Source organism: Blastococcus capsensis, from assembly GCF_030165005.1.
In the GTDB taxonomy this organism is placed as follows: Bacteria; Actinomycetota; Actinomycetes; order Mycobacteriales; family Geodermatophilaceae; genus Blastococcus; species Blastococcus capsensis.
The window spans coordinates 14,926-36,488 of the sequence record NZ_JASNNW010000014.1 but is presented as its reverse complement, the minus strand read 5'-3'; the positions used below and the strand labels follow the sequence as shown (position 1 = coordinate 36,488).

The 21,563-nt window shown below is 75.8% G+C and carries 21 protein-coding genes; 11 read left to right on the top strand and 10 right to left on the bottom strand.

What is annotated here, in order from left to right:
• Positions 1-148: 148 nt before the first annotated feature.
• Entirely contained in the window at positions 149-1,369 is a 1,221-nt protein-coding gene (gene glgC, locus QOZ86_RS13475; RefSeq protein WP_284492487.1) for a glucose-1-phosphate adenylyltransferase, read from the bottom strand.
• Between the two features lie 73 nt (positions 1,370-1,442).
• Between glgC and glgA the strand changes: the two genes are divergently transcribed.
• Positions 1,443-2,633, top strand: coding sequence for a glycogen synthase (gene glgA, locus QOZ86_RS13470; protein WP_284492486.1), 1,191 nt, complete (start codon positions 1,443-1,445; stop codon positions 2,631-2,633).
• A 61-nt stretch (positions 2,634-2,694) separates the two neighbouring features.
• Here the strand turns inward: glgA and QOZ86_RS13465 are convergent, their stop codons facing one another.
• Both QOZ86_RS13465 and QOZ86_RS13460 read right to left on the bottom strand, forming a co-directional pair.
• Entirely contained in the window at positions 2,695-3,546 is an 852-nt protein-coding gene (locus QOZ86_RS13465) for a 5-oxoprolinase subunit C family protein (protein ID WP_284492485.1), read from the bottom strand.
• Positions 3,547-4,176 carry a 5-oxoprolinase subunit B family protein gene (locus QOZ86_RS13460; protein ID WP_284492484.1) on the bottom strand — a complete coding sequence of 210 codons (630 nt, stop codon included), beginning with the start codon at positions 4,174-4,176 and terminating at the stop codon, positions 3,547-3,549.
• Between the two features lie 109 nt (positions 4,177-4,285).
• Here QOZ86_RS13460 and QOZ86_RS13455 point away from each other — a divergent pair, with 109 nt between their 5' ends.
• The gene (locus tag QOZ86_RS13455) at positions 4,286-5,014 is read left to right on the top strand and encodes a GAF domain-containing protein (RefSeq protein WP_284492483.1); all 729 of its coding nucleotides are present in this window, start codon (positions 4,286-4,288) and stop codon (positions 5,012-5,014) included.
• A 4-nt stretch (positions 5,015-5,018) separates the two neighbouring features.
• On the opposite strand, the gene QOZ86_RS13450 is transcribed toward QOZ86_RS13455, so the two are convergent.
• Complete coding sequence (locus QOZ86_RS13450) at positions 5,019-5,795, bottom strand: LamB/YcsF family protein (protein WP_284492482.1); 777 nt, start codon at positions 5,793-5,795, stop codon at positions 5,019-5,021.
• A gap of 52 nt (positions 5,796-5,847) precedes the next feature.
• Between QOZ86_RS13450 and QOZ86_RS13445 the strand changes: the two genes are divergently transcribed.
• The 3 genes from QOZ86_RS13445 (at position 5,848) to QOZ86_RS13435 (ending at position 10,331) form a co-directional block, all read left to right on the top strand.
• The gene (locus tag QOZ86_RS13445; RefSeq protein WP_284492481.1) at positions 5,848-6,966 is read left to right on the top strand and encodes a spore photoproduct lyase family protein; all 1,119 of its coding nucleotides are present in this window, start codon (positions 5,848-5,850) and stop codon (positions 6,964-6,966) included.
• A gap of 147 nt (positions 6,967-7,113) precedes the next feature.
• Positions 7,114-8,775, top strand: a complete 1,662-nt coding sequence (locus QOZ86_RS13440; RefSeq protein ID WP_284492480.1) for a SpoIIE family protein phosphatase — start codon at positions 7,114-7,116, stop codon at positions 8,773-8,775.
• Between the two features lie 53 nt (positions 8,776-8,828).
• Entirely contained in the window at positions 8,829-10,331 is a 1,503-nt protein-coding gene (locus tag QOZ86_RS13435) for a phytoene desaturase family protein (RefSeq protein WP_284492479.1), read from the top strand.
• Here the strand turns inward: QOZ86_RS13435 and QOZ86_RS13430 are convergent.
• On the bottom strand, positions 10,275-11,039 hold the full coding sequence (locus tag QOZ86_RS13430; protein WP_284492478.1) for a class I SAM-dependent methyltransferase: 765 nt from the start codon (positions 11,037-11,039) through the stop codon (positions 10,275-10,277). The genes QOZ86_RS13435 and QOZ86_RS13430 overlap by 57 nt on opposite strands.
• 34 nt (positions 11,040-11,073) lie before the next feature.
• Positions 11,074-12,540 carry a hypothetical protein gene (locus QOZ86_RS13425; RefSeq protein ID WP_284492477.1) on the bottom strand — a complete coding sequence of 489 codons (1,467 nt, stop codon included), beginning with the start codon at positions 12,538-12,540 and terminating at the stop codon, positions 11,074-11,076.
• Between the two features lie 178 nt (positions 12,541-12,718).
• Here QOZ86_RS13425 and QOZ86_RS13420 point away from each other — a divergent pair, with 178 nt between their 5' ends.
• Complete coding sequence (locus QOZ86_RS13420; RefSeq protein WP_284492476.1) at positions 12,719-13,399, top strand: class I SAM-dependent methyltransferase; 681 nt, start codon at positions 12,719-12,721, stop codon at positions 13,397-13,399.
• A 231-nt stretch (positions 13,400-13,630) separates the two neighbouring features.
• On the opposite strand, the gene QOZ86_RS13415 is transcribed toward QOZ86_RS13420, so the two are convergent.
• Positions 13,631-13,798, bottom strand: a complete 168-nt coding sequence (locus QOZ86_RS13415; RefSeq protein WP_012947303.1) for a DUF3117 domain-containing protein — start codon at positions 13,796-13,798, stop codon at positions 13,631-13,633.
• Between the two features lie 346 nt (positions 13,799-14,144).
• Positions 14,145-14,699 carry a DNA-3-methyladenine glycosylase I gene (locus tag QOZ86_RS13410; RefSeq protein ID WP_284492475.1) on the bottom strand — a complete coding sequence of 185 codons (555 nt, stop codon included), beginning with the start codon at positions 14,697-14,699 and terminating at the stop codon, positions 14,145-14,147.
• Between the two features lie 129 nt (positions 14,700-14,828).
• Here QOZ86_RS13410 and QOZ86_RS13405 point away from each other — a divergent pair, with 129 nt between their 5' ends.
• Entirely contained in the window at positions 14,829-15,893 is a 1,065-nt protein-coding gene (locus QOZ86_RS13405) for an NAD-dependent epimerase/dehydratase family protein (RefSeq protein ID WP_284492474.1), read from the top strand.
• A gap of 10 nt (positions 15,894-15,903) precedes the next feature.
• Here QOZ86_RS13405 and QOZ86_RS13400 read toward each other — a convergent pair whose 3' ends face one another.
• Positions 15,904-17,271 (bottom strand): hypothetical protein, encoded by a 1,368-nt coding sequence (locus QOZ86_RS13400; RefSeq protein WP_284492473.1) that lies wholly within the window; start codon positions 17,269-17,271, stop codon positions 15,904-15,906.
• 107 nt (positions 17,272-17,378) lie between these two features.
• Between QOZ86_RS13400 and QOZ86_RS13395 the strand changes: the two genes are divergently transcribed.
• The 4 genes from QOZ86_RS13395 to QOZ86_RS13380 are packed head-to-tail and all read left to right on the top strand — an operon-like array spanning position 17,379 to position 20,450.
• The gene (locus QOZ86_RS13395; RefSeq protein ID WP_284492472.1) at positions 17,379-18,032 is read left to right on the top strand and encodes a glycosyltransferase family 2 protein; all 654 of its coding nucleotides are present in this window, start codon (positions 17,379-17,381) and stop codon (positions 18,030-18,032) included.
• Positions 18,029-18,700 (top strand): TIGR04282 family arsenosugar biosynthesis glycosyltransferase, encoded by a 672-nt coding sequence (locus QOZ86_RS13390; RefSeq protein ID WP_284492471.1) that lies wholly within the window; start codon positions 18,029-18,031, stop codon positions 18,698-18,700. Before QOZ86_RS13395 ends, QOZ86_RS13390 begins: the two co-directional genes overlap by 4 nt.
• The gene (locus QOZ86_RS13385; protein ID WP_284492470.1) at positions 18,697-19,935 is read left to right on the top strand and encodes a molybdopterin-dependent oxidoreductase; all 1,239 of its coding nucleotides are present in this window, start codon (positions 18,697-18,699) and stop codon (positions 19,933-19,935) included. Before QOZ86_RS13390 ends, QOZ86_RS13385 begins: the two co-directional genes overlap by 4 nt.
• Positions 19,932-20,450: a hypothetical protein gene (locus QOZ86_RS13380; RefSeq protein ID WP_284492469.1), complete on the top strand. Its 519-nt coding sequence runs from the start codon at positions 19,932-19,934 to the stop codon at positions 20,448-20,450. The genes QOZ86_RS13385 and QOZ86_RS13380 overlap by 4 nt, the downstream gene beginning before the upstream one ends.
• A 108-nt stretch (positions 20,451-20,558) precedes the next feature.
• Here QOZ86_RS13380 and QOZ86_RS13375 read toward each other — a convergent pair whose 3' ends face one another.
• Positions 20,559-21,461, bottom strand: a complete 903-nt coding sequence (locus tag QOZ86_RS13375) for a DMT family transporter (RefSeq protein ID WP_284492468.1) — start codon at positions 21,459-21,461, stop codon at positions 20,559-20,561.
• Between the last annotated feature and the right edge of the window lie 102 nt (positions 21,462-21,563).

Genomic DNA, 21,563 nt, shown 5'->3' with positions numbered 1-21,563 from the left:
TCGATCTTGTATCGAAGTGGATCACGCGCAGCACCTGCCCCATGGCGGCGTCCCGGTATCGGCGCAGCTGACTCGACCAGGCATAGGAAGCTATGCCTGCGGTGCGAGCCCGAAAACCATAGGCAAAGCTTGCTATGCCCACATGCCCTCAGAGGTAGGCGCGGGTGCCCTTGCCGAGCACGGTGACCCCGCCGGCGCTCACGTGGTAGCGCTCGCGGTCCAACTCGTGGTCGAAGCCGATCCGGGCGCCCGCCGGGACGACGACGTTCTTGTCCAGGATCGCCCGGCGCACGTGCGCGCCGTCGCCGATGTACGCACCGTCCATCACGACGCTGTTCTCGATGCGGGCCCCGCGCTCCACCCGGACCCCGGGTGAGATGACCGAGCCGTGCACCGCGCCGCCGCCGATGATCGCGCCGGCGCTGACCATCGACTCCTCCGCGCGCCCGCCCAGGACGAACTTCGCCGGCGGCAGCTGCGGTGGCAGGGTGTAGATCGGCCAGCGGTCGTTGTAGAGGTTGAAGACCGGCGACACCGACACCAGGTCCATGTGCGCGTCGTAGTAGGAGTCGATGGTCCCGACGTCGCGCCAGTAACCGTGGTCGCGCTCGGTCGCCCCGGGGACCACGTTGGTGGAGAAGTCGTAGACCCACGCCTCACCGGAGCCGGCCAGCATCGGCATGATCGAGCCACCCATGTCGTGCACCGAGTCGACGTCCTCGGCGTCGGCCCGCAGCGCCTCCAGCAGGGCGTCGGTGCTGAAGACGTAGTTGCCCATGGAGGCGAAGCTCTCCGCCGGCGAGTCGGGCAGCCCCGGCGGGTCCGCCGGCTTCTCCAGGAAGCCACGCACCTTGCCCTGAGCGTCGGAGTCGATCACCCCGAACTCGGTGGCTTCCCGCCGCGGCACCCGCAGGCCGGCGATGGTGACCCCCGCGCCCGTCTGCAGGTGCTGGTCGATCATCTGCGCCGGATCCATCCGGTACACGTGATCGGCCCCGAAGACGACGACGATGTCCGGCCGCTCGTCGTAGATGAGGTTCAGGCTCTGGAAGATCGCGTCGGCGCTGCCGGTGTACCAGCGCGGGCCGAGCCGCTGCTGGGCCGGCACCGGGGTGATGTAGCTGCCGAGCAGCTGGGACATCCGCCAGGTCTGGGTGATGTGCCGGTCGAGGCTGTGGCTCTTGTACTGGGTGAGGACGGCGATCTGCCGGACGTCGCCGTTCACCAGGTTGGAGAGCACGAAGTCGATGAGCCGGTAATTCCCCCCGAAGGGAACTGCCGGCTTGGCGCGGTCCTGGGTCAGCGGAGCCAGCCGCTTCCCCTCACCGCCCGCCAGGACGATGCCGAGCACCCGTGGACCGCCGCGCATGGACAGCACCGTATCCGCTGGCGGGAGCCCCGGCGCCCTGCGCGGCCCGCATCCGCCCCCCTAGGGTGACGGCGTGCACATCGGGATCGTCACGCGTGAGTGGCCGCCGGACGTCTACGGCGGGGCCGGGGTGCACGTCGAGCACCTCGTGGCGGCGCTGCGGGCGCTGCCCTCGCCGCCGCAGCTCGACGTCCACTGCTTCGGCGGCCCGCGGAATCCGGGCATGGCGGGATACGGGGCCACCGGCCATCCGGTACCGCCCACGCTGCGGGAGGCCAACGGCGCGCTGCAGGCGCTCGGTGTCGACGTCGAGATCGCCGCGGCGCTGGCCGACGCGGACCTCGTGCACAGCCACACCTGGTACGCGAACGGCGCGGGGATGCTGGCCGCGCTCGTGCACGGGATCCCGCACGTGGTCACCGCGCACTCGCTGGAGCCGCGCCGCCCGTGGAAGGCCGACCAGCTGGGCGGTGGTTACCGGCTCTCGTCGTGGGTCGAGCGCACCGCCTACCTCGCGGCGGACGCCGTGATCGCGGTCAGCCGCGGCATGCGCACCGACGTCCTCGACGCCTACCCCGACCTCGACCCGGCCCGGGTGCACGTCGTCGGCAACGGAGTCGACGCCGACGCCTACCGGCCGGTGCACGACCCGGACGTCGTGCGGGGCCTCGGGGTGGACCCCGACCGCCCCTACGCGCTCTTCGTCGGGCGGATCACCCGCCAGAAGGGCGTGCTGCACCTGCTGGCCGCCGCCGAGCACCTGCCCGCCGACGTCGGCCTGGTGCTCTGCGCCGGCGCCGCCGACACCCCGGGCGAGCGGCAGCAGGTGGCGGACGCGGTCGCCGAGCTGCAGTCCCGCCGCAGCGGCGTGGTCTGGATCGAGACGATGCTGCCCCGTGAGCAGCTGGTGCCGCTGATCAGCGGGGCCACCGTGTTCGTCGTCCCGTCGGTGTACGAGCCCCTCGGCATCGTCAACCTCGAGGCGGCGGCCTGCGGCACCGCCGTCGTCGCCAGCGCCGTGGGCGGCATCCCGGAGGTCGTCGACGATGGCCGCACCGGGCTGCTCGTGCCCTACGACGCGGACGACCCCGCCGGTTTCGCCGCCGGCCTGGCCGCCCGCACCGGCGAACTGCTGGCCGATCCGCAGCGCGCCGCCGCCATGGGCGCCGCCGGCCGGGAGCGGGTGCTCGCCGAGTTCGGTTGGGCCGCCATCGCCCAGCAGACCGTCGAGGTGTACGAGGCGGTGCTGGCCGCCCGCGGGTGAGCCGTCGGGACTTCTCGAGGTGATCACGGCCCCGGCGCCGGCGGTGTGCTGACCCGGCGGCTCAGCGCGCCGCACGGAACCGGACGACGTCCCCCGGCCGCAGCTGCGCCACCGCGCCGAGGTCGGCGGTGACCACGACGGCGAGCACTGGATAGCCGCCCGTGACCGGGTGGTCGGCGAGGAACAGCACCGGCGCCCCGTCCGGCGGGACCTGGACGGCGCCGGGCACCAGCCCCTCGCTGGGCAGCTCGTCCTCCCGCGCCCGGCGCAGCCGCGGGCCGGCCAGCCGCAGGCCCACCCGGTCGCTGTCCGCACCGACCCGCCACTCCGCGCCCAGCAGCACCGGCCACGCGCCGTCGGCCAGCCAGTTCCGTCGCGGGCCGGGCAGCACCCGCAGCACCGGCCGGTCCGACGGGGCGCCGACGGGCGCGATGTCGACGAACGGCTCCTCCCCCGATTCCGTGCCCACCGACAGCCGCACGCCCGCGGTCAGCGGTGCGGGCCCGAGGCCGGACAGGGAGTCGGTGCTGCGCGAGCCCAGCACGGGCGGGACGTCGATGCCGCCCCGCACCGCGACGTAGCTGCGCAGGCCCACCGGCGGGGTGCCCAGTCCCAGCACGGCTCCCCCCGGTACGGGCACCGGGCCGGCGAACGGCGCGGGCCGCCCGTCGACCGTGACCGGCGCCGGTGCCCCGGTCACGGCCACCAGGAGCGCCCGCTCGGCCCGGACCCGCAGCCCGCCGGCGGTCGCCTCGAGCAGCGCCGCGGCGGGCCGGTTGCCCACCAGCCGGTTGGCCAGCTCGGCGGCCGGCCGGTCGGCGGCCCCGGAGCAGGTGACCCCAATCGAGGCCCAGCCGGGGCGACCGCCGTCCTGCACGGTGCAGAACGGCCCGGGCGTCAGGACGGTGAGCACTCAGCCCACCTCCCGGAACCGGACATCGGTCCCGGGCGCCAGCAGCGCCGGCTGGTCCCGGTCGACGTCGAAGAGCACGGCGTCGGTGCGGCCGACCAGCTGCCAGCCGCCGGGCGAGGGGCGGGGGTAGACGCCCGCGTACGGGCCGGCAAGGCCGACGGCTCCGGCCGGCACGCGGGTGCGCGGGGTCGCCCGGCGCGGCACGTGCAGGTCGGACGGCAACCCGGTCAGGTACCCGAATCCCGGCGCGAAGCCGCCGAAGGCGACCGTGAACCGGGTGCCGGTCAGCGCGGCCACGACGGCGGCCGGTGAACGGCCGGTCAGCCGGGCGACGTCGGCGAGGTCGGGGCCGTCGAAGACCACGGGCAGGTCGAGCGGCGCCGGCGTCTGCCCGGCATCCGGCGCGGCGGGCACCAGGCGGCGCAGCCCCGCGACGTCCTGGTCGGTGGGGGGCCGGTCGAGGACCACCAGCAGGGTGCGTGCGGCCGGCACCAGGTCCACCTGCCCGGCCAGCGGGGTGGCGGCCAGCGCGGCCCGCAACCCGGGGACGGTCGCGGCCCCGGCAGCCTCGACCAGCAGCGCGCGGTCGCCGTAGCGAACCACGTCCACGACGTCCCCGAGGTCTGCCACCCGACCATGATCGGCCATCGGTCGCCCGGTCCGAACGCCCGGCGGACCGAACTCCCGGCGATCGGGCGGCACAGGATGTGCACCCGGCCGCGTGGGCGGACACTCAGGCGTGACCATCGCCGGCCGGTTCGCGACCGCGCTCGCGGCGGTGTCCGACCCCGACCTCGCCGGGCCGGAGCTGCTGCCGGTGCGGCTCAGCCTGGCCTGCGCCGCGGTCCTGGCGGTCGACGGCGCGGGTCTGAGCACGGCCGACGCCGGCGGCCGCCGGGTGCCGCTGGGCAGCAGCAGCGCGGTCGCGTCCACGGCCGAGCGGATGCAGTTCACGGCCGGCGAGGGCCCGTGCACGACCTCCCAGCGCACCGGCCGGCCGGTGTTCGCCGTCGAGGAGGACCTGCGACGGAGCTGGCCGATGTTCGCCGAGCTGCTGCTCGGCGGAACGCCGTTCCGGGGGGTCGTCGCCCTGCCGCTGCGACCGGCGCCCTACGGCGACGGCGCGCTGGACCTGTACGTGACCCGGGCGGCCGCCGTCGCCGAGCTGGACGTCTTCACCGCCGTCGCCGTGGGCGAGCTGGTCACGTCCGCCCTCAGCGATGCGGCCGTCTGGTCGAGCTGGTCTCCCGCCGAGGGCCCCGGCTGGCTGCACGGGCCGGCCCCCCGGCGGCGCGCCGGGGTGTGGGAGGCGATCGGCACGGTCGGCGTCGCCCTCGACATCGGCCCCACCGAAGCGCTGGCGCTGCTGCGCACCGACGCGTACACGGCCGGCCGGACGGTGGACGAGGTGGCCGCCGACCTGCTCGCCGGCCGCCGGCCGCCGGAGGAGCTCCGCTCCGTCGACTGACCGCTCAGCCGACGAAGGGGGCGAGCGCCAGACCTGCCCCTTCCAGGGCGGCGCGCACCGACCGCGCCAGCTGCACCGCGCCGGGGGTGTCGCCGTGCACGCAGATCGATGACACCTCCGTCCGCACCTCGGTGCCGTCGACGGCGGCCACCACCCCGTCGGTGGCCATCCGGACGGCCCGCTCGACCACCGCGGCGGGCTCGGACACGAGTGCGCCCGCGGCGCCGCGGGGCACGAGGGTGCCCGCGGCGGTGTAGCCGCGGTCGGCGAAGCCCTCCCCCACGGTCCGCAGGCCGGCCGCCGCCGCGGTACGCAGGAACACCGAGCCCGGCAGGCCCAGGACGGCCAGCCCGGGGTCGTAGCCGGCGACGGCGTCGACCACCGCCCGCGCCTGCGCCTCGTGGTGCACGACGGCGTTGTAGAGGGCGCCGTGCGGCTTGACGTAGGACACCCGCCCCCCGGCCGTCCGGGCGATGCCGTCGAGGGCGGCCAGCTGGTACAGCACGTCGGCGGCGAGCTCGTCGGGGGCGACGTCGACGAAGCGCCGGCCGAATCCCGCGAAGTCGCGGTAGGACACCTGCGCGCCGATCGATACCCCCGAGGCGACGGCCGCGCCGCACACCCGGCGCATGGTCACCGGGTCGCCGGCGTGGAAGCCGCACGCGACGTTGGCACTGGTCACCAGCCCGAGGAGCGCGTCGTCGTCCCCGAGGCGCCAGACGCCGAAGCCCTCGCCGAGGTCGGCATTGAGATCGATGCGGCCCGTGCCCGGTGCGCTCACCCGGGCAGTGTGGCACCGGAATGGCGGCCGCCCCGGAGGCGCTGGACCCGGCATGGCAGCCGCCGAGCCGCTCACCCTCTTCGACGTCGGTCCGCCGCCGACGCCGATGCCGCCCAACCACCTCCTGCAGGTCCGCCGCATCTACGCCGAGCCCGCCGCCGTGGACTCCCCCCGGGGCCGGCAGGTGCTCGGCCGGTTCAGCGATGCCGAGGTCGTCGAGGTGCCGTCGCACTGGCAGATCCCCGATCTCCACGGCAACGCGGGGAACGCCGACCGCTGGGTACGGGTGAAGACGGAGACGTTGGTCCTCGGCGTCCGCAAGGGGTTGGCCACCCGGCCCAACGGCCGCTCGGCGAACTTCATCGCGCCCGGCACCGCCAACGGCTGCGCGATGGCCTGCGCCTACTGCTACGTGCCCCGGCGCAAGGGCTTCGCCAACCCCATCACCGTCTTCACGAACATCGAGCAGATGACCGCCCACCTGCGCCGGCACGTCGCCCGGCAGGGCCCCAAGACCGAGCCGGACCAGTGCGACCCCGAGAGCTGGGTCTACGACATCGGGGAGAACAGCGACTGCTCCGTCGACGCCCTGGTCAGCGACAACGTGGCCGACCTGGTGGCCACCTTCCGCGAGCTGCCGACGGCGAAGGCCTCCTTCGCCACCAAGTACGTCAACCGGCAGTTGCTGGACCTGGACCCGGCCGGGCGCACCCGCATCCGCTTCTCGCTCATGCCCGACGACGACGCCCGGGTGCTGGACGTGCGCACCAGCCGGATCGCCGACCGGATCGCCGCGATCGACGACTTCGTGGCGGCCGGGTACGAGGTGCACCTGAACTTCTCCCCGGTCGTGCTCCGTCCCGGCTGGGAGGAGGACTGGGGACGGTTGCTCGACCGGCTGGGCGACGAGCTGGGTCCGGCCGCGAAGTCGGAGGCCGCAGCCGAGGTGATCCTGCTGACCCACAACGAGGCACTGCACGAGGTGAACCTCGGCTGGCATCCCACGGCCGAGCAGCTGCTGTGGCGCCCCGACCTCCAGGAGCCGAAGCGAAGCCAGAACGGGCAGGACAACGTCCGCTACCGGGCCGACGTGAAGCGCGCCGCGGTCACCCGGCTGCGTGCCCTGATCGCCCGGCGTGCGCCGTGGCTGACCGTCCGCTACGCCTTCTGACCTGGCCGTCGACAGGGCGCCGGGTCGACAGGGCGCCGTGTCGACATGGCCACATGTCGCCGTTCGACATCCGCTCCCGTCCCGGTCGTGTGAGATCCTCTGCCACGGGTCGCCGTCCACGGGGGATGTCGGACCCGAGGGGGATGGGTGCCTGAGTTCCACTCCGGGCTGCCGGCGGCTGCGCTGCTGGCCGCCCTGCCGGACACGGTCGTCGTCGCCGACGGCGAAGGGCGGATCGCCTACGTGAGCCCCGCGGTGACCGTGCTCCTGGGGCACGACCCTGCGGAACTGGTCGGGAAGCCACTGCAGGTGCTCATGCCCGAGCGTCTTCGTGGGGGGCACCGGGAAGGTTTCTCCCGGTACCGCGCCACCGGGGAGGGCAAGCTCGTCGGGGCCACCACCCAGGTACCGGCTCTGCACGCCGCGGGCCACGAGGTGGCGGTCGACCTGACCCTCTCCCGCCTGACGCCCGCGCCTGAGCACAGCACGCAGGACGCCTTCGTCGTCGGAGTCCTCCGCGACGCCAGCACCACGATCCTGCTGGAGCGGCAGTTCGAGGTCAGCCGTTACCTCGCCGCGACGCTCCGGGTCACCGCCGCGCTCACCGAGGCCTCGGACGCCGACGTGGCGTTCCGTCAGCTGCTGCCGACCCTCTGCACCGAGCTCGACTGGGACGCCGCGCTGCTGTGGCAGGCCGACACCGAGCACGGGCGACTGGTGCACGCGGCCACCTGGGCGGCCCCTGACGCGCAGGTCCCCGCCCTGGCCTCCGACGCCACTCGGCGCGTCTTCCACCGCGGCGAGGGGCTGCCCGGCCGGGCGTGGCTGCAGCGGACACCGATCGTCGCCGATGAGCTCGTGGCCGATCCCCGCGTCGTCCGCCGCGACGCCGTCCGGGCCGACGGGCTGAGCACCGGTGTCGCCTTCCCCGTGCTCAGCGGGGACACGCTGCTGGCCGTCTGCGAGCTGTTCTCGACCGACTCCCGCCCGGTGCCCCCGGAGCTGCTGGAGGTGCTCGGGCACGCCGGCCGGCAGATCGGCCAGTTCCTCGCCCGGCTGCGCGCCGAGTCGGTGGTCCATGAGCTCGCCGAGACCCTCCAGCGCAGCCTGCTGCCCTCGCACCTGCCGGCCATCCCCGGCGTCCGGCTGGCGGCCCGCTACCGGGCAGGTGGGGAATCCGCGCTGGTCGGGGGAGACACGTACGACGTCACCCCGCTGCCCGACGGGCGGTGGATGGTGCTGATCGCCGACGTCTGCGGCACCGGGGCCGAGGCCGCCGCCGTCACCGCGGTCACCCGGCACACCGCACGGGCCGCGGCCACGGGCAGCCCGGTGGAGATCCTCCGCGCGGTCAACGCCGCGCTGCTGCACGAGCAGGGCTCGGCACCGCTGCGCTTCGTCACCGCCTGCTGCCTGGTGCTCGAACCGGGCGAGCGCGGCCACAGCGTCTGCCTCGCCGTCGCCGGGCACCCGCTGCCCCTGATCGCCGGGCCGGACGGCGTCGCCCGCCCGGTCGGGACCGCCGGCCGGCCGCTGGGCATCGACGCCGACGTGGAGTTCACCGAGACCTCCCTCGAGCTGCCGCCCGGCAGCACGCTGGTGCTCTACACCGACGGTGTCACCGAGGCCCGGGACGACGCCGGACGGCAGTTCGGCGAGGACGCGCTGCTGCGGATCGTCGCCGGCGCCCCGGTGGCCGACGCCGAGGCCGTCGTCGCCGCGGTGTCCGCTGCCGTCGAGGCGCAGCTGGCCGGTTCGCGACACGAGCCGGACGACCTCGCCGTCCTGGCGCTCGCCGTGCCCCGCTGACCTCCACCCCGTCTCACCGTGAGCGGCCGGGACGCGCTGGCTACGGTGGGGTGGTGGCACGGGTGGTGGTCGTTGGCGCGGGCCTGGGGGGCCTCGCGGCCGCCGCCCGGCTGGCCGCGCTCGGGCACGCGGTCACCGTCGTGGAGCAGGGCCCGCGGGCCGGCGGCAAGCTCGGGTGGTTCAGCCGCGACGGGCACTCCTTCGACACCGGTCCGAGCCTGGTCACGCTGCCGCAGGTGTACCGCGACCTCTTCACCGCGACCGGGGGCCGGCTGGAGGACGCGCTCGACCTGGTCCGGCTGGATCCCGCCGTCGGCTACCGGTTCGCGGACGGCACCCGGCTCACCGTGCCCGGGCGGCCGGACGCCGTCCCTGCCGCACTGGACGACGCGCTGGGCGCAGGTGCGGGTCGGCAGTGGAGCGCGCTGATGGACCGCGCCGCAGCCATGTGGCGGATCAGCGAGGACCCCTTCCTGCGCACCCCCCTGGCAGGAGCGGCGACGCTGGCCCGGCTCGCCCGGCGCCCGCGCGACGTCGCGACGGTCGCGCCGTGGCAGTCGCTGCGGGGGCTCGGCCGCCGCTACCTCGCCCATCCCCACCTGCGCACGCTGCTGGACCGCTACGCCACCTACTCCGGCTCCGACCCCCGCCGCGCGCCCGCCGTCCTGGCGACGGTGCCCTACGCCGAGCAGGCGTTCGGCTCCTGGTACGTGCGCGGGGGGCTGCACCGGCTCGGCCTGGCAGTGCTGGACCGGGCGGTCGCCCACGGTGCGGTGCTGCGCACCGGCAGCCCGGTGCGCCGGGTCCTGGTGGAGAACGGCCGGGCGGCCGGCGTGGAGCTCGCCGACGGTGAGCGGCTGCGGGCCGACGTCGTCGTCTCCGGCGTCGACGCGACCGCCCTGCACACCGACCTGCTCCCCGGCGAACCCCGTACCCGGGGTGTCCGCCGGGCCCTCGGCCGGACGACGCCGTCGCTGTCGGGCTTCGTGCTGCTGCTGGCCCTGCGCGGCCGGACACCTGGCCTGGACCACCACACGGTCCTGTTCCCCGACGACTACGACGCGGAGTTCGACGCGGTCTTCGGCACCGGCCGGTACGCCGGCCGGCCGGGTCCGGTGCCCGACCCGACCGTCTACGTCAGCGCCCCCGACGACCCCGCACTGGTCCCCGACGACGACAGCGAGTCCTGGTTCGTCCTGGTCAACGCGCCGCGGCACGACCCCGCGGCCGGGATGGACTGGGACGCCCCCGGGCTCGCCGCCGGCTACGCCGACCGGGTGCTGGAGGTCATGGCCCGTCGTGGCCTCGACGTCCGCGGCCGGCTGCGCCGGCGCGAGATCCGGACACCGGCGGACCTGGCCCGCGACACCGGCAGCGTGGGCGGGTCCATCTACGGAACGTCCAGCAACGGCTCGCGGGCGGCGTTCCTGCGGCCGGCCAACGCCTCACCGGTCCCCGGGCTGTTCCTGGTGGGGGGCTCGGCGCACCCCGGCGGTGGGCTACCGCTGGTCGGGCTCTCGGCGGAGATCGTGGCCGGGCTGGTCGGGCCGGCCTGACTGCCGGACGGGTCGGGTGGCAGCCACCGCGACCAGCGGGGCCCCCGGCGCGATCCGCCGCGGCTCCCCCGGTCGCAGCCCGGCCGCCCGCAGCGCGGTTCCCAGCGCGCCCGCGTCCGGGAGCGACATCTGCCCGTCCTGGGCGCGCAGCAGCAGGTCGAAGTGCCGGCTGGACAACTGTGGTGTGGCCACCGTGGTGACGACCACGAGCGTTGCTCCCGGCGCGAGCAGCGCTCCGACCGCGGCCAGCAGCGCCGCCCGCTCCGCCACCGGCACGTAGTAGACGACGTTCGCCATCAGCGCGAGGTCGAACGGCCCCGCCGCCTCGCCGGTGAGCTCCCGGACGTCGGTGCGCAGCACCCGGCCCCGCCGGCCCAGGTGCCGCTCGTCCAGCGTCCGCCGCGCCAGGGTGGCGGCGGCCTCGTCCACGTCCACCCCGACGCCCTCGGCTCCCGGTGCGGCCTCGAGCATGGTGGCCAGCTGCAGCCCCGCGCCGCAGCCCACGTCGAGCACCTTTCCCGGGGACACCTCGGCCACGATCTCCCGCAGCACGTCGCCGACGAACGGCTCGAAGGCGGCCGAGATCCGCGCGATGACGCCCCCCTGCTCGGCGACGTCGCGCCGCCCCGGCCCGCCGGCGAGCACCGCGGCCAGCTCCCGGTAGAGGCCGGTGTGGAAGCCGGCGAACGCCTCGTACGAGGCCCGCACCAGGACGTCGGCCAGTACCAGGCCGCCGGTCGCGTCAGGCCCGGGCGGCCCCGTAGCCCAGCAGCGCCGCCAGCCCGAGCGCGCTGCGCGGCGCGTAGGCGGCCCGCCAGAGGCCACCGTGCGCCGCCTCGTGGGCCTCGTCCTGCCACGGGTGCTCGCCCGCGGGTCCGCCGCCGGTGTGCAGGTCGTGCACCAGCAGAGCGGCCATGAGGACGTTGGCCGTCGCCGGCTCGAAGATCTCGACGCCGAACCGGTGCGCGCCGGCGTAGGCCGCGGCCAGCGCCCGGTTCTTGAGCACCGACCGGGTGCGCGTGGGCGGGGCCACGTTCATCGACACCGTGCTGCCCGACGCCCGCGCCACCGTCGCCCGCCAGCGCTGCAGGCGCTTGGCCAGCGCGTAGTTCGGGCCCTGCTGGGCGACCAGGCTGTCGGCGATCCCAGGGTCGGTGCCCGGCACGTAGGCGCGCCGCAGCAACCGCCCGCCGGACACCGTGCGCAGGGGCCGGCCGAGCAGCTTGGCCGACCGGGACCGGCCGGCGTAGGCCCGCACCGACTGCTCGACGGCCTCGGCGGGGACGGCGAAGACGTCGGTCGGCGTCGCGAGGAAGGCCAGCGCGACGTCGGGCCGCGCCTGCGCGAGCCGCATGGTGAGCGCGTCCACGGCCGTCGACACCCGCACGTTCGTGGCGCCGTCGGCGTAGACGTAGTTGCCGAGCACCGGCCGCCCCGGCAACTCGGCGGCCCAGTTCGCGATCGCCGGCACCTCGGCGATCAGGTCACCGCCCGCGCCGCGCGGATCGGCCGCTGCCCCAGGCTCGGCCATCGGCACCAGGAGAGTGCCGGCTCCGCCGCGGGCGGTGTCGAGCACCCGCTCCCACAGCGGCGCCCGCGGCAGGTCCACGCCGGCCACCCGGGCACCCCAGCGCAGCAGGGCGGTCAGCGGCCCCATCTCCGCGCCGGCGCCCAGCACGACGACGGTGCTGCCCGGGATCGACAGCCACTCGGGATGGGCGGCCACGGTACGGACCGCCTCTGCGCACGAGGGCTCGACGACGCCGCCCTCGACCCAGCGGTCCAGCCGGCGCAGCAGCGCATCGCCGCGCAACCGGTCCCCGTGGAAAGGCAGCGAGAGCTCCCGCTCGGGTTCGGCGGTGCCGGTGACCTCAGCGGTGTGCAGCGACCGGCCGGCGGGTGCGGTGGTCAGGGCGTCCAGTCCGGTCTCGCCGTCGGCGCCCACCACGCGCATGCGCGCGTGCAGCGAGGTCAGCCCCGAGTCGGCGATGGACCGCGCCCCCTCGGCCGAGGGCAGCCCGGCCTCCACGAGCCGGCGGAAGTGGGTCAGGTAGCCCGCCCGCCAGTTGGTCTCGTGCTCGGCGGCCAGCGCCCCGGCGGCGTCGACGGGACGCAGCGCGTCCGCGACGACGGCGCGGCCGAGCGCCGCCGTGCTGCGCCGTCCGTCCGGTCCGGCGGGGAACAAGACACCCTGCTCGTGCTCGCTCATCGGATCCTTCCCACGCAGACCAGCTTCCACCGGCGGGCCAGCCATCGGCCAGGGCAGGAGCATGCCCGCCCGGACGGGCACCGACCGCACCACTGGGTTGAGCACCTCCGATTCTGGCTATGGGCGGGGCCACACGGTCACCGCACCCTGCCGCCGTGCATCCGGAACGGAGACCGCCATGCCCCCTGCAGCCACCGACTTCTACGCGGCGGCCCTGAAGTCCACCGGGACCGGTGATGCTCCCGCTCCCGAGCCGTGGTCGGTGCGCGACGCCGCCGGCCGGACGTACTCGCTCGCCGACGCCCTGGACCGGTGGACCGGGGAGGCCGACGACGTGGACCGCGGCTTCCTCACCCGCAGCCGTGGCACCGTCCTGGACGTCGGCTGCGGCCCCGGCCGGCTGACCGCCGAGCTGGCCCGCCGCGGGGTGCACGCACTCGGCCTGGACATCTCGCCCACCGCGCTCCGGCTGGCCCGCCGGTCGGGAGCCACGGTCATCCGCCGATCGGTCTTCGAGCCGGTCGTCGCCGAGGGCCTCTGGGGCACCACGCTGCTGGCCGACGGCAACATCGGCATCGGCGGAGACCCGGCGGCGCTGCTGCGGCGCTGCAGAGCGCTGGTGGCGCCCGGTGGCCTGGTGCTGGTGGAGACCGAGCGCCCCGGCGTCGGTCAGCGGACCACCCGGCTGCGCCTGGAGCGCGCCGGCGCGGTCAGCGCCTGGTTCGACTGGGCGCACGTGGGCTGCGACGCGATCCAGCAGCTGGCCGGCGGCGCCGGGCTGCGCCTGACGGAGTCCTGGGAGGACGGTGGCCGCTGGTTCGCGGCGCTGCGCCGGGACCCGACTCCCGGGATCAGCTGACCCGCCGCCGTCGGCAGGTGGCCACCACCGGTGGTGCGCCCGGTTCGGAACGACGCGGGCCCCGGGGGGGGGGGGGGGGGGGGGGCCGGGGGGGCGGGGGGGGGGGGAGGGGGGGGGGGGGGGGGGGGCCCCCGGCGCGCCACCGCGGGCCCCCGGGCGGCGGGCGGTGGGCCGCCCCCCGGGGCCGCGTCGTCGTGAACGGGGTGCCGTGAGGCAGTTCCCCGGAGTGATTCAGCTGGTCGCGCCCTTCAGTGCCTCCGACAGCGCGGCCGCCTCGTCCGGCGACAGCTCCACCACCAGGCGACCGCCGCCTTCCAGCGGAACGCGCATGACCAGGCCGCGCCCTTCCTTGGTGACCTCGAGGGGACCTTCACCCGTGCGCGGCTTCATGGCCGCCATGCGTGCCTCCTTCGCCAGCCACTCCCCTGCTTCGTGAACAGGCGCGTGGTGTCCGATGCTGTGAGCTCCGCAGCAATGATCCCGTATGGGCGGCTGTCCTCCAACACGAGGTCCACCGGGCCACGCTTTCGTGCCAGCTCCGCGCCCCGGTCCGCTCCTCGCGTCCACGCCGACGGCGCCTCCGCGGTCGCTCGGCTCCTCGCTCGCCGGCGCTCGCTGCGATGCTCCCGGGGCTGTCCTCAGGCAGTGCTGCCTGCCTGTCCCCCGCAAGCGGGAGGTGCCCCCATCCACGCCCCGGTCCGCTCCTCGCTCGCTGGCGCTCGCTGCGATGCTCCCGGGGCTGTCCTCAAGCAGTGGCCCGGAAGCACCCGGCCACGTGGTCGTCCACCATGCCGGTGGCCTGCATCAACGCATACGCCGTGGTGGGGCCGACGAAGACGAAACCGCGCCGCTTGAGCGCCCGTGCCATGGCCACCGACTCGGGGCTGGTCGCCGGGACGTCGGCGAGCGTGGCCGGACGGGCTCGCGGTCCGGTGGGCGCGAAGGACCACAGCAGGTAGGACAGGCCCTCCGGGAGCTGCTGGGCGGCCCGTGCGTTGGTGACGGCGGCGGCGATCTTGGCGCGGTTGCGCACGATGGCCACGTCCGCCACGAGCCGGGCCTGGTCCCCGGTGGTGAAGGCAGCCACCGCGTCGATGGAGAAGCCGGCGAACGCGGCGCGGAAGGCGGGCCGCTTGCGCAGGATCGTGATCCACGCCAGACCGGACTGGAACGCCTCCAGGCTGAGCCGCTCGAACAGCGCGTCGTCGCCGCGCAACGGCGTGCCCCACTCCTCGTCGTGGTAGCGGACGTACTCCGGGGCGCTCGTCGCCCAGCCGCACCGGCTCCTCCGGTCCTCCACGTGGCGAACGTAGCGAACGTAGCGCCGGCCTCCGACATCCGCCGTGCCGGTGCGGCCCAGCCGGCAGCGAGCCGCCGGCGCCACCGCCCGACCGGCGGCGCCGGTCCGGCGCCAGTAGCGTCGCCGCTCGTGCGCGTCCTCGTCACCGGCGGTGCCGGCTTCATCGGTTCCGCCGTCGTCTCCGCCTTCCGGGACGCCGGCCACGAGGTGCGGGTGCTCGACGCGCTGCTGCCCGCCGTCCACCCGGCGTATCCCGACGGCCCGCCGCTCCCCCCCGGGGTGGAGCTGCTGGTCGGTGACGTGCGCGATGCGGCGGCCGTCGACGGTGCGCTCGACGGCGTCGAGGCGGTCTGCCACCAGGCCGCGATGGTCGGCCTGGGCGTCGACGTGCAGGACATGCCCCTCTACGCGGGCATCAACGACCTGGGCACCGCCGTGCTGCTGGCCGCCATGGCCCGCGCAGACGTCGGCCGGCTGGTGCTGGCCAGCTCCATGGTCGTCTACGGCGAGGGCCGCTACTCCTGCCCGGACCACGGTCCGGTGCCGGCGGCGCCGCGCCGACGCGCCGATCTCGACGCCGGACGCTTCGAACCGCCGTGCCCGCACTGCGCACGGCAACTGGGCTGGGACCTGGTCACCGAGGATGCCGTGCTCGACCCGCGCAACACCTACGCCGCCACCAAGCTCGCCCAGGAGCATCTCTCGGCCGCCTGGGCGGGGATGACCGGCGGCAGCGTCGTCGCGCTGCGGTACCACAACGTGTACGGCCCCCGGATGCCACGGGACACCCCGTACGCCGGCGTCGCGTCGATCTTCCGCAGCGCCCTGGAGTCCGGCCGCGCCCCGGCCGTCTTCGAGGACGGTGGCCAGCAGCGCGACTTCGTGCACGTCTCCGACGTGGCGGCGGCGAACCTGCGGGCGCTGGAGGCGCCGGCCCCGGAGTCGACGCTGCGGGCCTACAACGTGGCCTCGGGTACGCCGCACACGGTGGGCGACATGGCCCGGGCGCTGGCCGACGCCTTCGGCGGGCCGGACCCGGTGGTGACCGGGGACTACCGGCTCGGCGACGTGCGGCACGTGGTGGCCAGCCCGGCACGGGCGGCGACGGAGCTCGGGTTCCGCGCCGAGGTCGACTTCCGGGACGGCATGCGCGAATTCGCCACCGCGCCCCTGCGCCCGGCCCCCAAGGTCTGACCCGCGCCGGTCACCACTCGGTCCGGACCGCCACCTCCACCGCGATCGCCGTCACGGCGCTCAGCACGAGCCAGAACCGGCGCTGCCGCACCGGCAGGAAGGCCGCCGCGACGGGCAGCCACACGGTGAAGGGCAGCCAGATCCGCTCCGTCTCCCCGCGGACCAGCCCGGTGACGTCGCTGACCAGCATCCCGGCCAGCGCCGCCAGGGGAACCAGTGCCAGCCCGACCCGGCGCAGGCAGGCCAGCCCGGCCACCGCCGCGGGCCCCGCCGCCACCGCCGCCGCGGCCAGGTTGGCCACGAGGAAGAAGGCCAGCGGCCGGTCGGCGTAGGACGGGCCGGACCGCACCCGCTCGGCGGTCAGCGACAGCCCCTCGAACCAGTCGTAGCCGCCCCCGGCGAAGAGCGCGAAGACCACGGCGACGCCGACGGCGGCGACGGCCAGGACCCGCACGATCCCGCCCCAACCGAGCCGCTGCCGGTGGACCACGACGACGGCGAGGGCCAGCAGCCCCAGCGACGCCAGCCCGAAGGACAGGTGCAGCGCCAGACCGAGCAGCAGCCCCCCGCCCAGCGCCCGGGCGGCGGCGCCCCGCCCCCACCTCGGCGCCGCCGCGCCGGCCAGCAGGGCGACGCCCCACGCGAACACCCCGGCGAACAGCGCGTCGGCGCTCGTGGCCACCCACAGCGCGGTGGGCGCGAGCACGAGGAAGGGCGCGACCGTCCGCGCCGTCCCCTCCCCCGCGACCGACCGCACGGTCACCAGCACCGCGGGCACGGCCAGCGCCCCGGCGGCGATGCACATCGCCGCGGCCCAGCCCAGGCCGCCCAGGCCGGCCCGGTCGATCAGCACGAAGGCGAGCAGCGCCCCAGGCGGGTGCCCCGACACGTGCGTCGTCCAGGGATCGGCGGAGTCGGCGAGGACCGAGTCGTTGAACGTGCGCAGCAGCTCGCCGACGCCGCCCACCCGGCCGACGTCGTGCGGGTACTCGTAGACGCTCCCCAGTGGCTCGGTCAGCCGGGCCCAGCCGCTGGCCAGCGCGAGGGAGACCGCCCAGCCCGCCGTGGCCGCGGCCGAGCCGGCCAGCAGCACCCGCCAGCTCGCCGTCCGGGCCGCCGCGGGCCCCCAGAGGACGGCGGCGAGCGCGACGGCCACCGGGAGGAGCACCCGCGCGGACAGCAGGGGATCCCAGGCACCCCGCAGCACGTATCCCCCGAGCAGGTGGAGCACCACGCCGTCACGGGTCAGCTGCCACCCGACGAGCGCGGTTCCGGCCACGAGGAGGACGGCCAGCAGGAGGCCGGCCACCGGTCGCCGGCGGAGGGACCGCGGCGCCGGCCCCGCCACCCGGGGGGCCTCGGTGGGAGCGCGGGTCATCAGCCGGACAGTAGGGCCCCGCCCGCGCGCCCGCTCCCCCGGCCGCAGCAGGTCCGGGGTGTGATCGTCACCTGGCAGGCCCGGTGAGTCCGTGGTTGTGTCCTGGGGTGCCCGACGTCGTCCTGCCCTGCCTCGACGAGGCGGGCGCGCTGCCCTGGGTCCTCGGCCGGCTCCCGGCCGGATACCGCGCCATCGTGGCCGACAACGGCTCGACCGACGGCTCCCCGGCGATCGCAGCGGCCCACGGGGCGACCGTGGTCTCCGTGCCGCAGCGGGGTTTCGGCGCCGCCGCGCACGCCGGGTTGGAGGCGGCGACCGACGACGTCGTCTGCTTCTGCGACGCGGACGGCTCGATGGACCCCGCCGACCTACCGCTGGTCGCCGACCCCGTGCTCGCCGGCACCGCCGACCTGGTGCTCGGCCGACGACGTCCCACGCGGCGGAACGCGTGGCCGGCGCACGCCCGGGTCGCCAACGTGGCGCTGAGCGTCATGCTGCGCCGCCGCACCGGCCTGGCCCTGCACGATCTCGGCCCCATGCGCGCCGCCCGGCGCGAGGCCCTGGTCGGGCTCGGCCTCACCGACCGCCGCTTCGGGTACCCGCTGGAGATGGTGACCAGGGCCGCCGACGAGGGCTGGCGGGTGCACGAGGTCGACGTCCGGTACGCACCGCGGGCCGAGGGAACCCGTTCGAAGGTGACCGGCACGGTGCTCGGCACGGTGCGCACCATCCGGGACATGCGGCAGGTGCTGTCCTCGTGACCGCGACGCAGCTGCTCGTCATCACCAAGGCGCCCGTGCCCGGTCGCAGCAAGACCCGCCTCTCGCCGCCCTGCACCCCCGAACAGGCGGCGGCCGTCGCCGGGGCGGCGGTCGGCGACACGCTCGACGCCGTCCGCGGGGCGCCGGTTGCCCGCCGGGTGGTCGCGCTCGACGGCGCCCCGGGCGGGCTGGACCTCACCGGCTGCGTCGTCGTCCCGCAGGCCGACGGCGACCTGGGTGTGCGGCTGGCGACCGCGTTCGTCGATGCCATGGCCGGCCCGGACGGGGCACTGCCCACCCTGCTCATCGGGATGGACACCCCGCAGGTGACCGGCGAGCTGCTCGCCGACTGCCTCGACCGCCTGGTGCAGGCGGGTCCCGGCTCCGCCGTGCTGGGCCTCGCCCCGGACGGCGGCTGGTGGGCGCTGGGCCTGCACTCCCCCGAGCCGGCCCGGGTGCTGACCGGCGTGCCCATGTCCCGCGACGACACCGGCGTGCGCACCCGCGCGGCGCTGGAGGACGCCGGCCTCACGGTGCTGGATCTCCCCGAGCTCACCGACATCGACCACTTCCCCGACGCCGTGACCGTCGCCGCGCAGTGCGGCCCCGGCACCCGCACCCGCCGAGTGGTGACCGGGCTGTCCGCCGCGGTGGGGCCGGCATCGTGACCAGCCGGATCGACCGCCTGCTGGGCGCCCGCCTGGCGGACCCCCCGGAGGGGCTGCGCCGCGGGCCGTTCCGCGAGGGAGCGTTCCCGAGCCCGTTGCACTCCGAGCGCCGCGCGGCGCGGGTGGGGCTCTGGCTCGGGCTGGCCTTCCTGGTGTGCTTCCTCACCGGCGTGATCAGCGACCTGATCCAGAGCGGGCCCTCGTGGTTCTACTGGCCCTCGTCCCCGGTCTGGCTGTACGGGTTCACCCAGGGGCTGCACGTGGCCACCGGGCTGGCCGCGATCCCGCTGCTGCTGGTGAAGCTGTGGACGGTCTACCCGCTGCTGTTCGAGTGGCCGCCGGCCGGCTCGCTCGCCCGGCTGGTCGGCCGGCTGTCGATCCTGGTGCTCGTCGGCACGGCCGCGATGCAGCTGGTGACCGGCCTGATCAACATCGCGCAGTGGTACCCGTTCGGGTTCTTCTTCCCGACCGCCCACTACTGGACCGGCTGGATCGCCATCGGCGCCATCGCGGTGCACATCGGCGCCAAGGCGCCCGAGATCCGGCGCGGCCTGGCCCGCCGCGGCTCCCCCGCCGCCACCGCCGGGCTGGTCCCCGAGCAGGTCGAGGAGCTGCGTGCGGCGGAGGCGGCCGCGGAGGAGGGCGCCATCGACCGCCGCACCTTCGTCCTGGCGTCCGGGCTGGGCGTCGCCGCCGTCACGGTCACCACGCTGGGCCAGTCGGTCACCCCGCTGGCGCCGGTGTCGGTCCTGGCGCCGCGGTTGCCGCACGCCGGCCCCCAGGACCTGCCGGTCAACAAGACGGCCGAGGCGGCGCAGGTCCAGGAGTCCGCCACCGACCCCGGTTACCGGCTGGTCGTCGACGGGCCCCGCCGGCTGGAGCTCTCGCTGGCCGACCTGATGGCGCGGCCGCAGCACACCGAGACGCTGCCGATCACCTGCGTGGAGGGCTGGAGCGCGTCGGGCCGGTGGACCGGGGTCCGTCTCGCCGACCTCCTCGAGGAGGCCGGGCTGTCGCGTGACGCCAGGGTGGTGGTGGAGTCGCTGCAGACCGGCGGGTTGTTCCGCAGCAGCGTCGTGGCACCGCCGCACGCCGCCGACCCGCGCACGCTGCTGGCCCTGCAGCTGGAGGGCGCCCCGCTCGACCTCGACCACGGGTATCCCGTGCGGCTGATCGCCCCCAACCGGCCGGGCGTGATGCAGACCAAGTGGCTTGCCCTGGTGCGGCCGGCATGAGCACGGGCATCTCCCGCGACGACCGCGCGGCCGCACGCGTCGGCCGGGGCGGGCGGGGCGATTCCTACGCCTCCGATCCCGCCCGGCCGCTGGCGTCGGCCGCGGGCCCGTGGTGGCGGTGGCTGTTCCTGGTCCCCGGTCTCGCCGCGGTCGGCTGGGGCGTCCTGGGGCTGCTGGGCGCGAGCGACGACGTCCCGCTCTCGGGATGGTTCCCGTGGTTCATCGGCAGCGCGCTGCTGCACGACGTCGTGATCGCCCCGCTGGTCATCGCCGGAGGCGCCGTGCTCACCCGCGTCCTGCCCCGCCCGGCCCGGCCTCCGATCGCGATCGGGCTGGTCGTCAGCGGGGTGCTGACCGTGGTCGCGCTGCCGTTCGCGCTGGACCCGGGCGACGTGCAGGAAGCAGGTTTCCTGCCGCAGGACTACAGCCGGAACCTGCTGCTGATCGTCGCCGGCGTCATGGCCGTGGCAACGGTCTGGGCCGTCGTCAGGACGCGGCGGGCTCATCGGGAGTGACGGTCCGGGCGCTGCGGCCTGCCGGTGGAGGTCGGACGGTGTGGCCGGCCCCCGGCCGGCAGGTGCGCTGGGCGGACAGCTGACCGACGCAGCGCCGCTCGTGGTGGATCAGCGCGCGGCGGCGTCCACGGCTTCGACGCTGGGCTCGGGGCGGGGTGCGCTGCGCCGGGTGGCCAGCACGCAGCCCACGAGCACCAGCGGCAGGCCCAGCCCGATGCCGAGGGTGAACGGCTCGTCCAGCAGCCACACCCCCAGCAGGACCGCCACCACCGGGTTGACGAAGGTGATGACCAGCGCCCGCTGCGGGCCGACCTCCCGGATGAGCACGAAGAACAGCGCCAGGGCGATCGCCGTGCAGAGCACCCCCAGCGTGAGCAGGGAGAGCACCGCGTCGGTGGACGCGCCGGCCACCTCGTCCAGCCGCGGGAGGGCGAACGGGGCGTAGACCACGGCGGTGACGAACAGCGCCACGGAGCTGGCGGCCACCCCCGGGACATCCGGAAGTGCCCGGAAGACGATCAGCGGCGCCGTCGCGTAGCCGACCACGACCAGCGCGACGGCGAGGATCGGCAGCAGCTGCGCGCCCTCAAGGTCCAGCCCGAGCAGCACCGCGATGCCGACGACGCCGACCCCCATGCCGAGCAGCCGTACCGGGGTCAGCCGCTCCTCCTCACCGGCCAGCCGCGCGGCCAGCGCCGCGGCGAACGGCACCCCGGCGACGAGCAGGCCGGTCAGCGAGCTGGACAGCGACTGCTCGGCCCACGACAGCAGCAACCACGGCCCGGTCATCTCCAGCACGGTGAACAGCAGCAGCGGCTTCCAGTGCCGCAGGGCCGGGCGCAGCTGCCCCCGGTAGATGGTCCACGGCAGCAGCAACGCCGCGCCGATGGCGCAGCGGGCGAAGACCACCGACACCGGCGAGACCTCGCCGACCGCCACCTTGATCAGCAGGTATGGCGCGCCCCAGATCACCGACAGAGTGAGGAAGAGCACCCATCCGCGCCGGCTCACGAGTCCCCCTCCCGGGCGCTCGTCGGCCGCGTTCGCGGAGCTGCTGTGTCTCTGAGTGAGCTCACGAGCTCGCTCACTGCCCTGCCGCCGGGGCTCCGACAC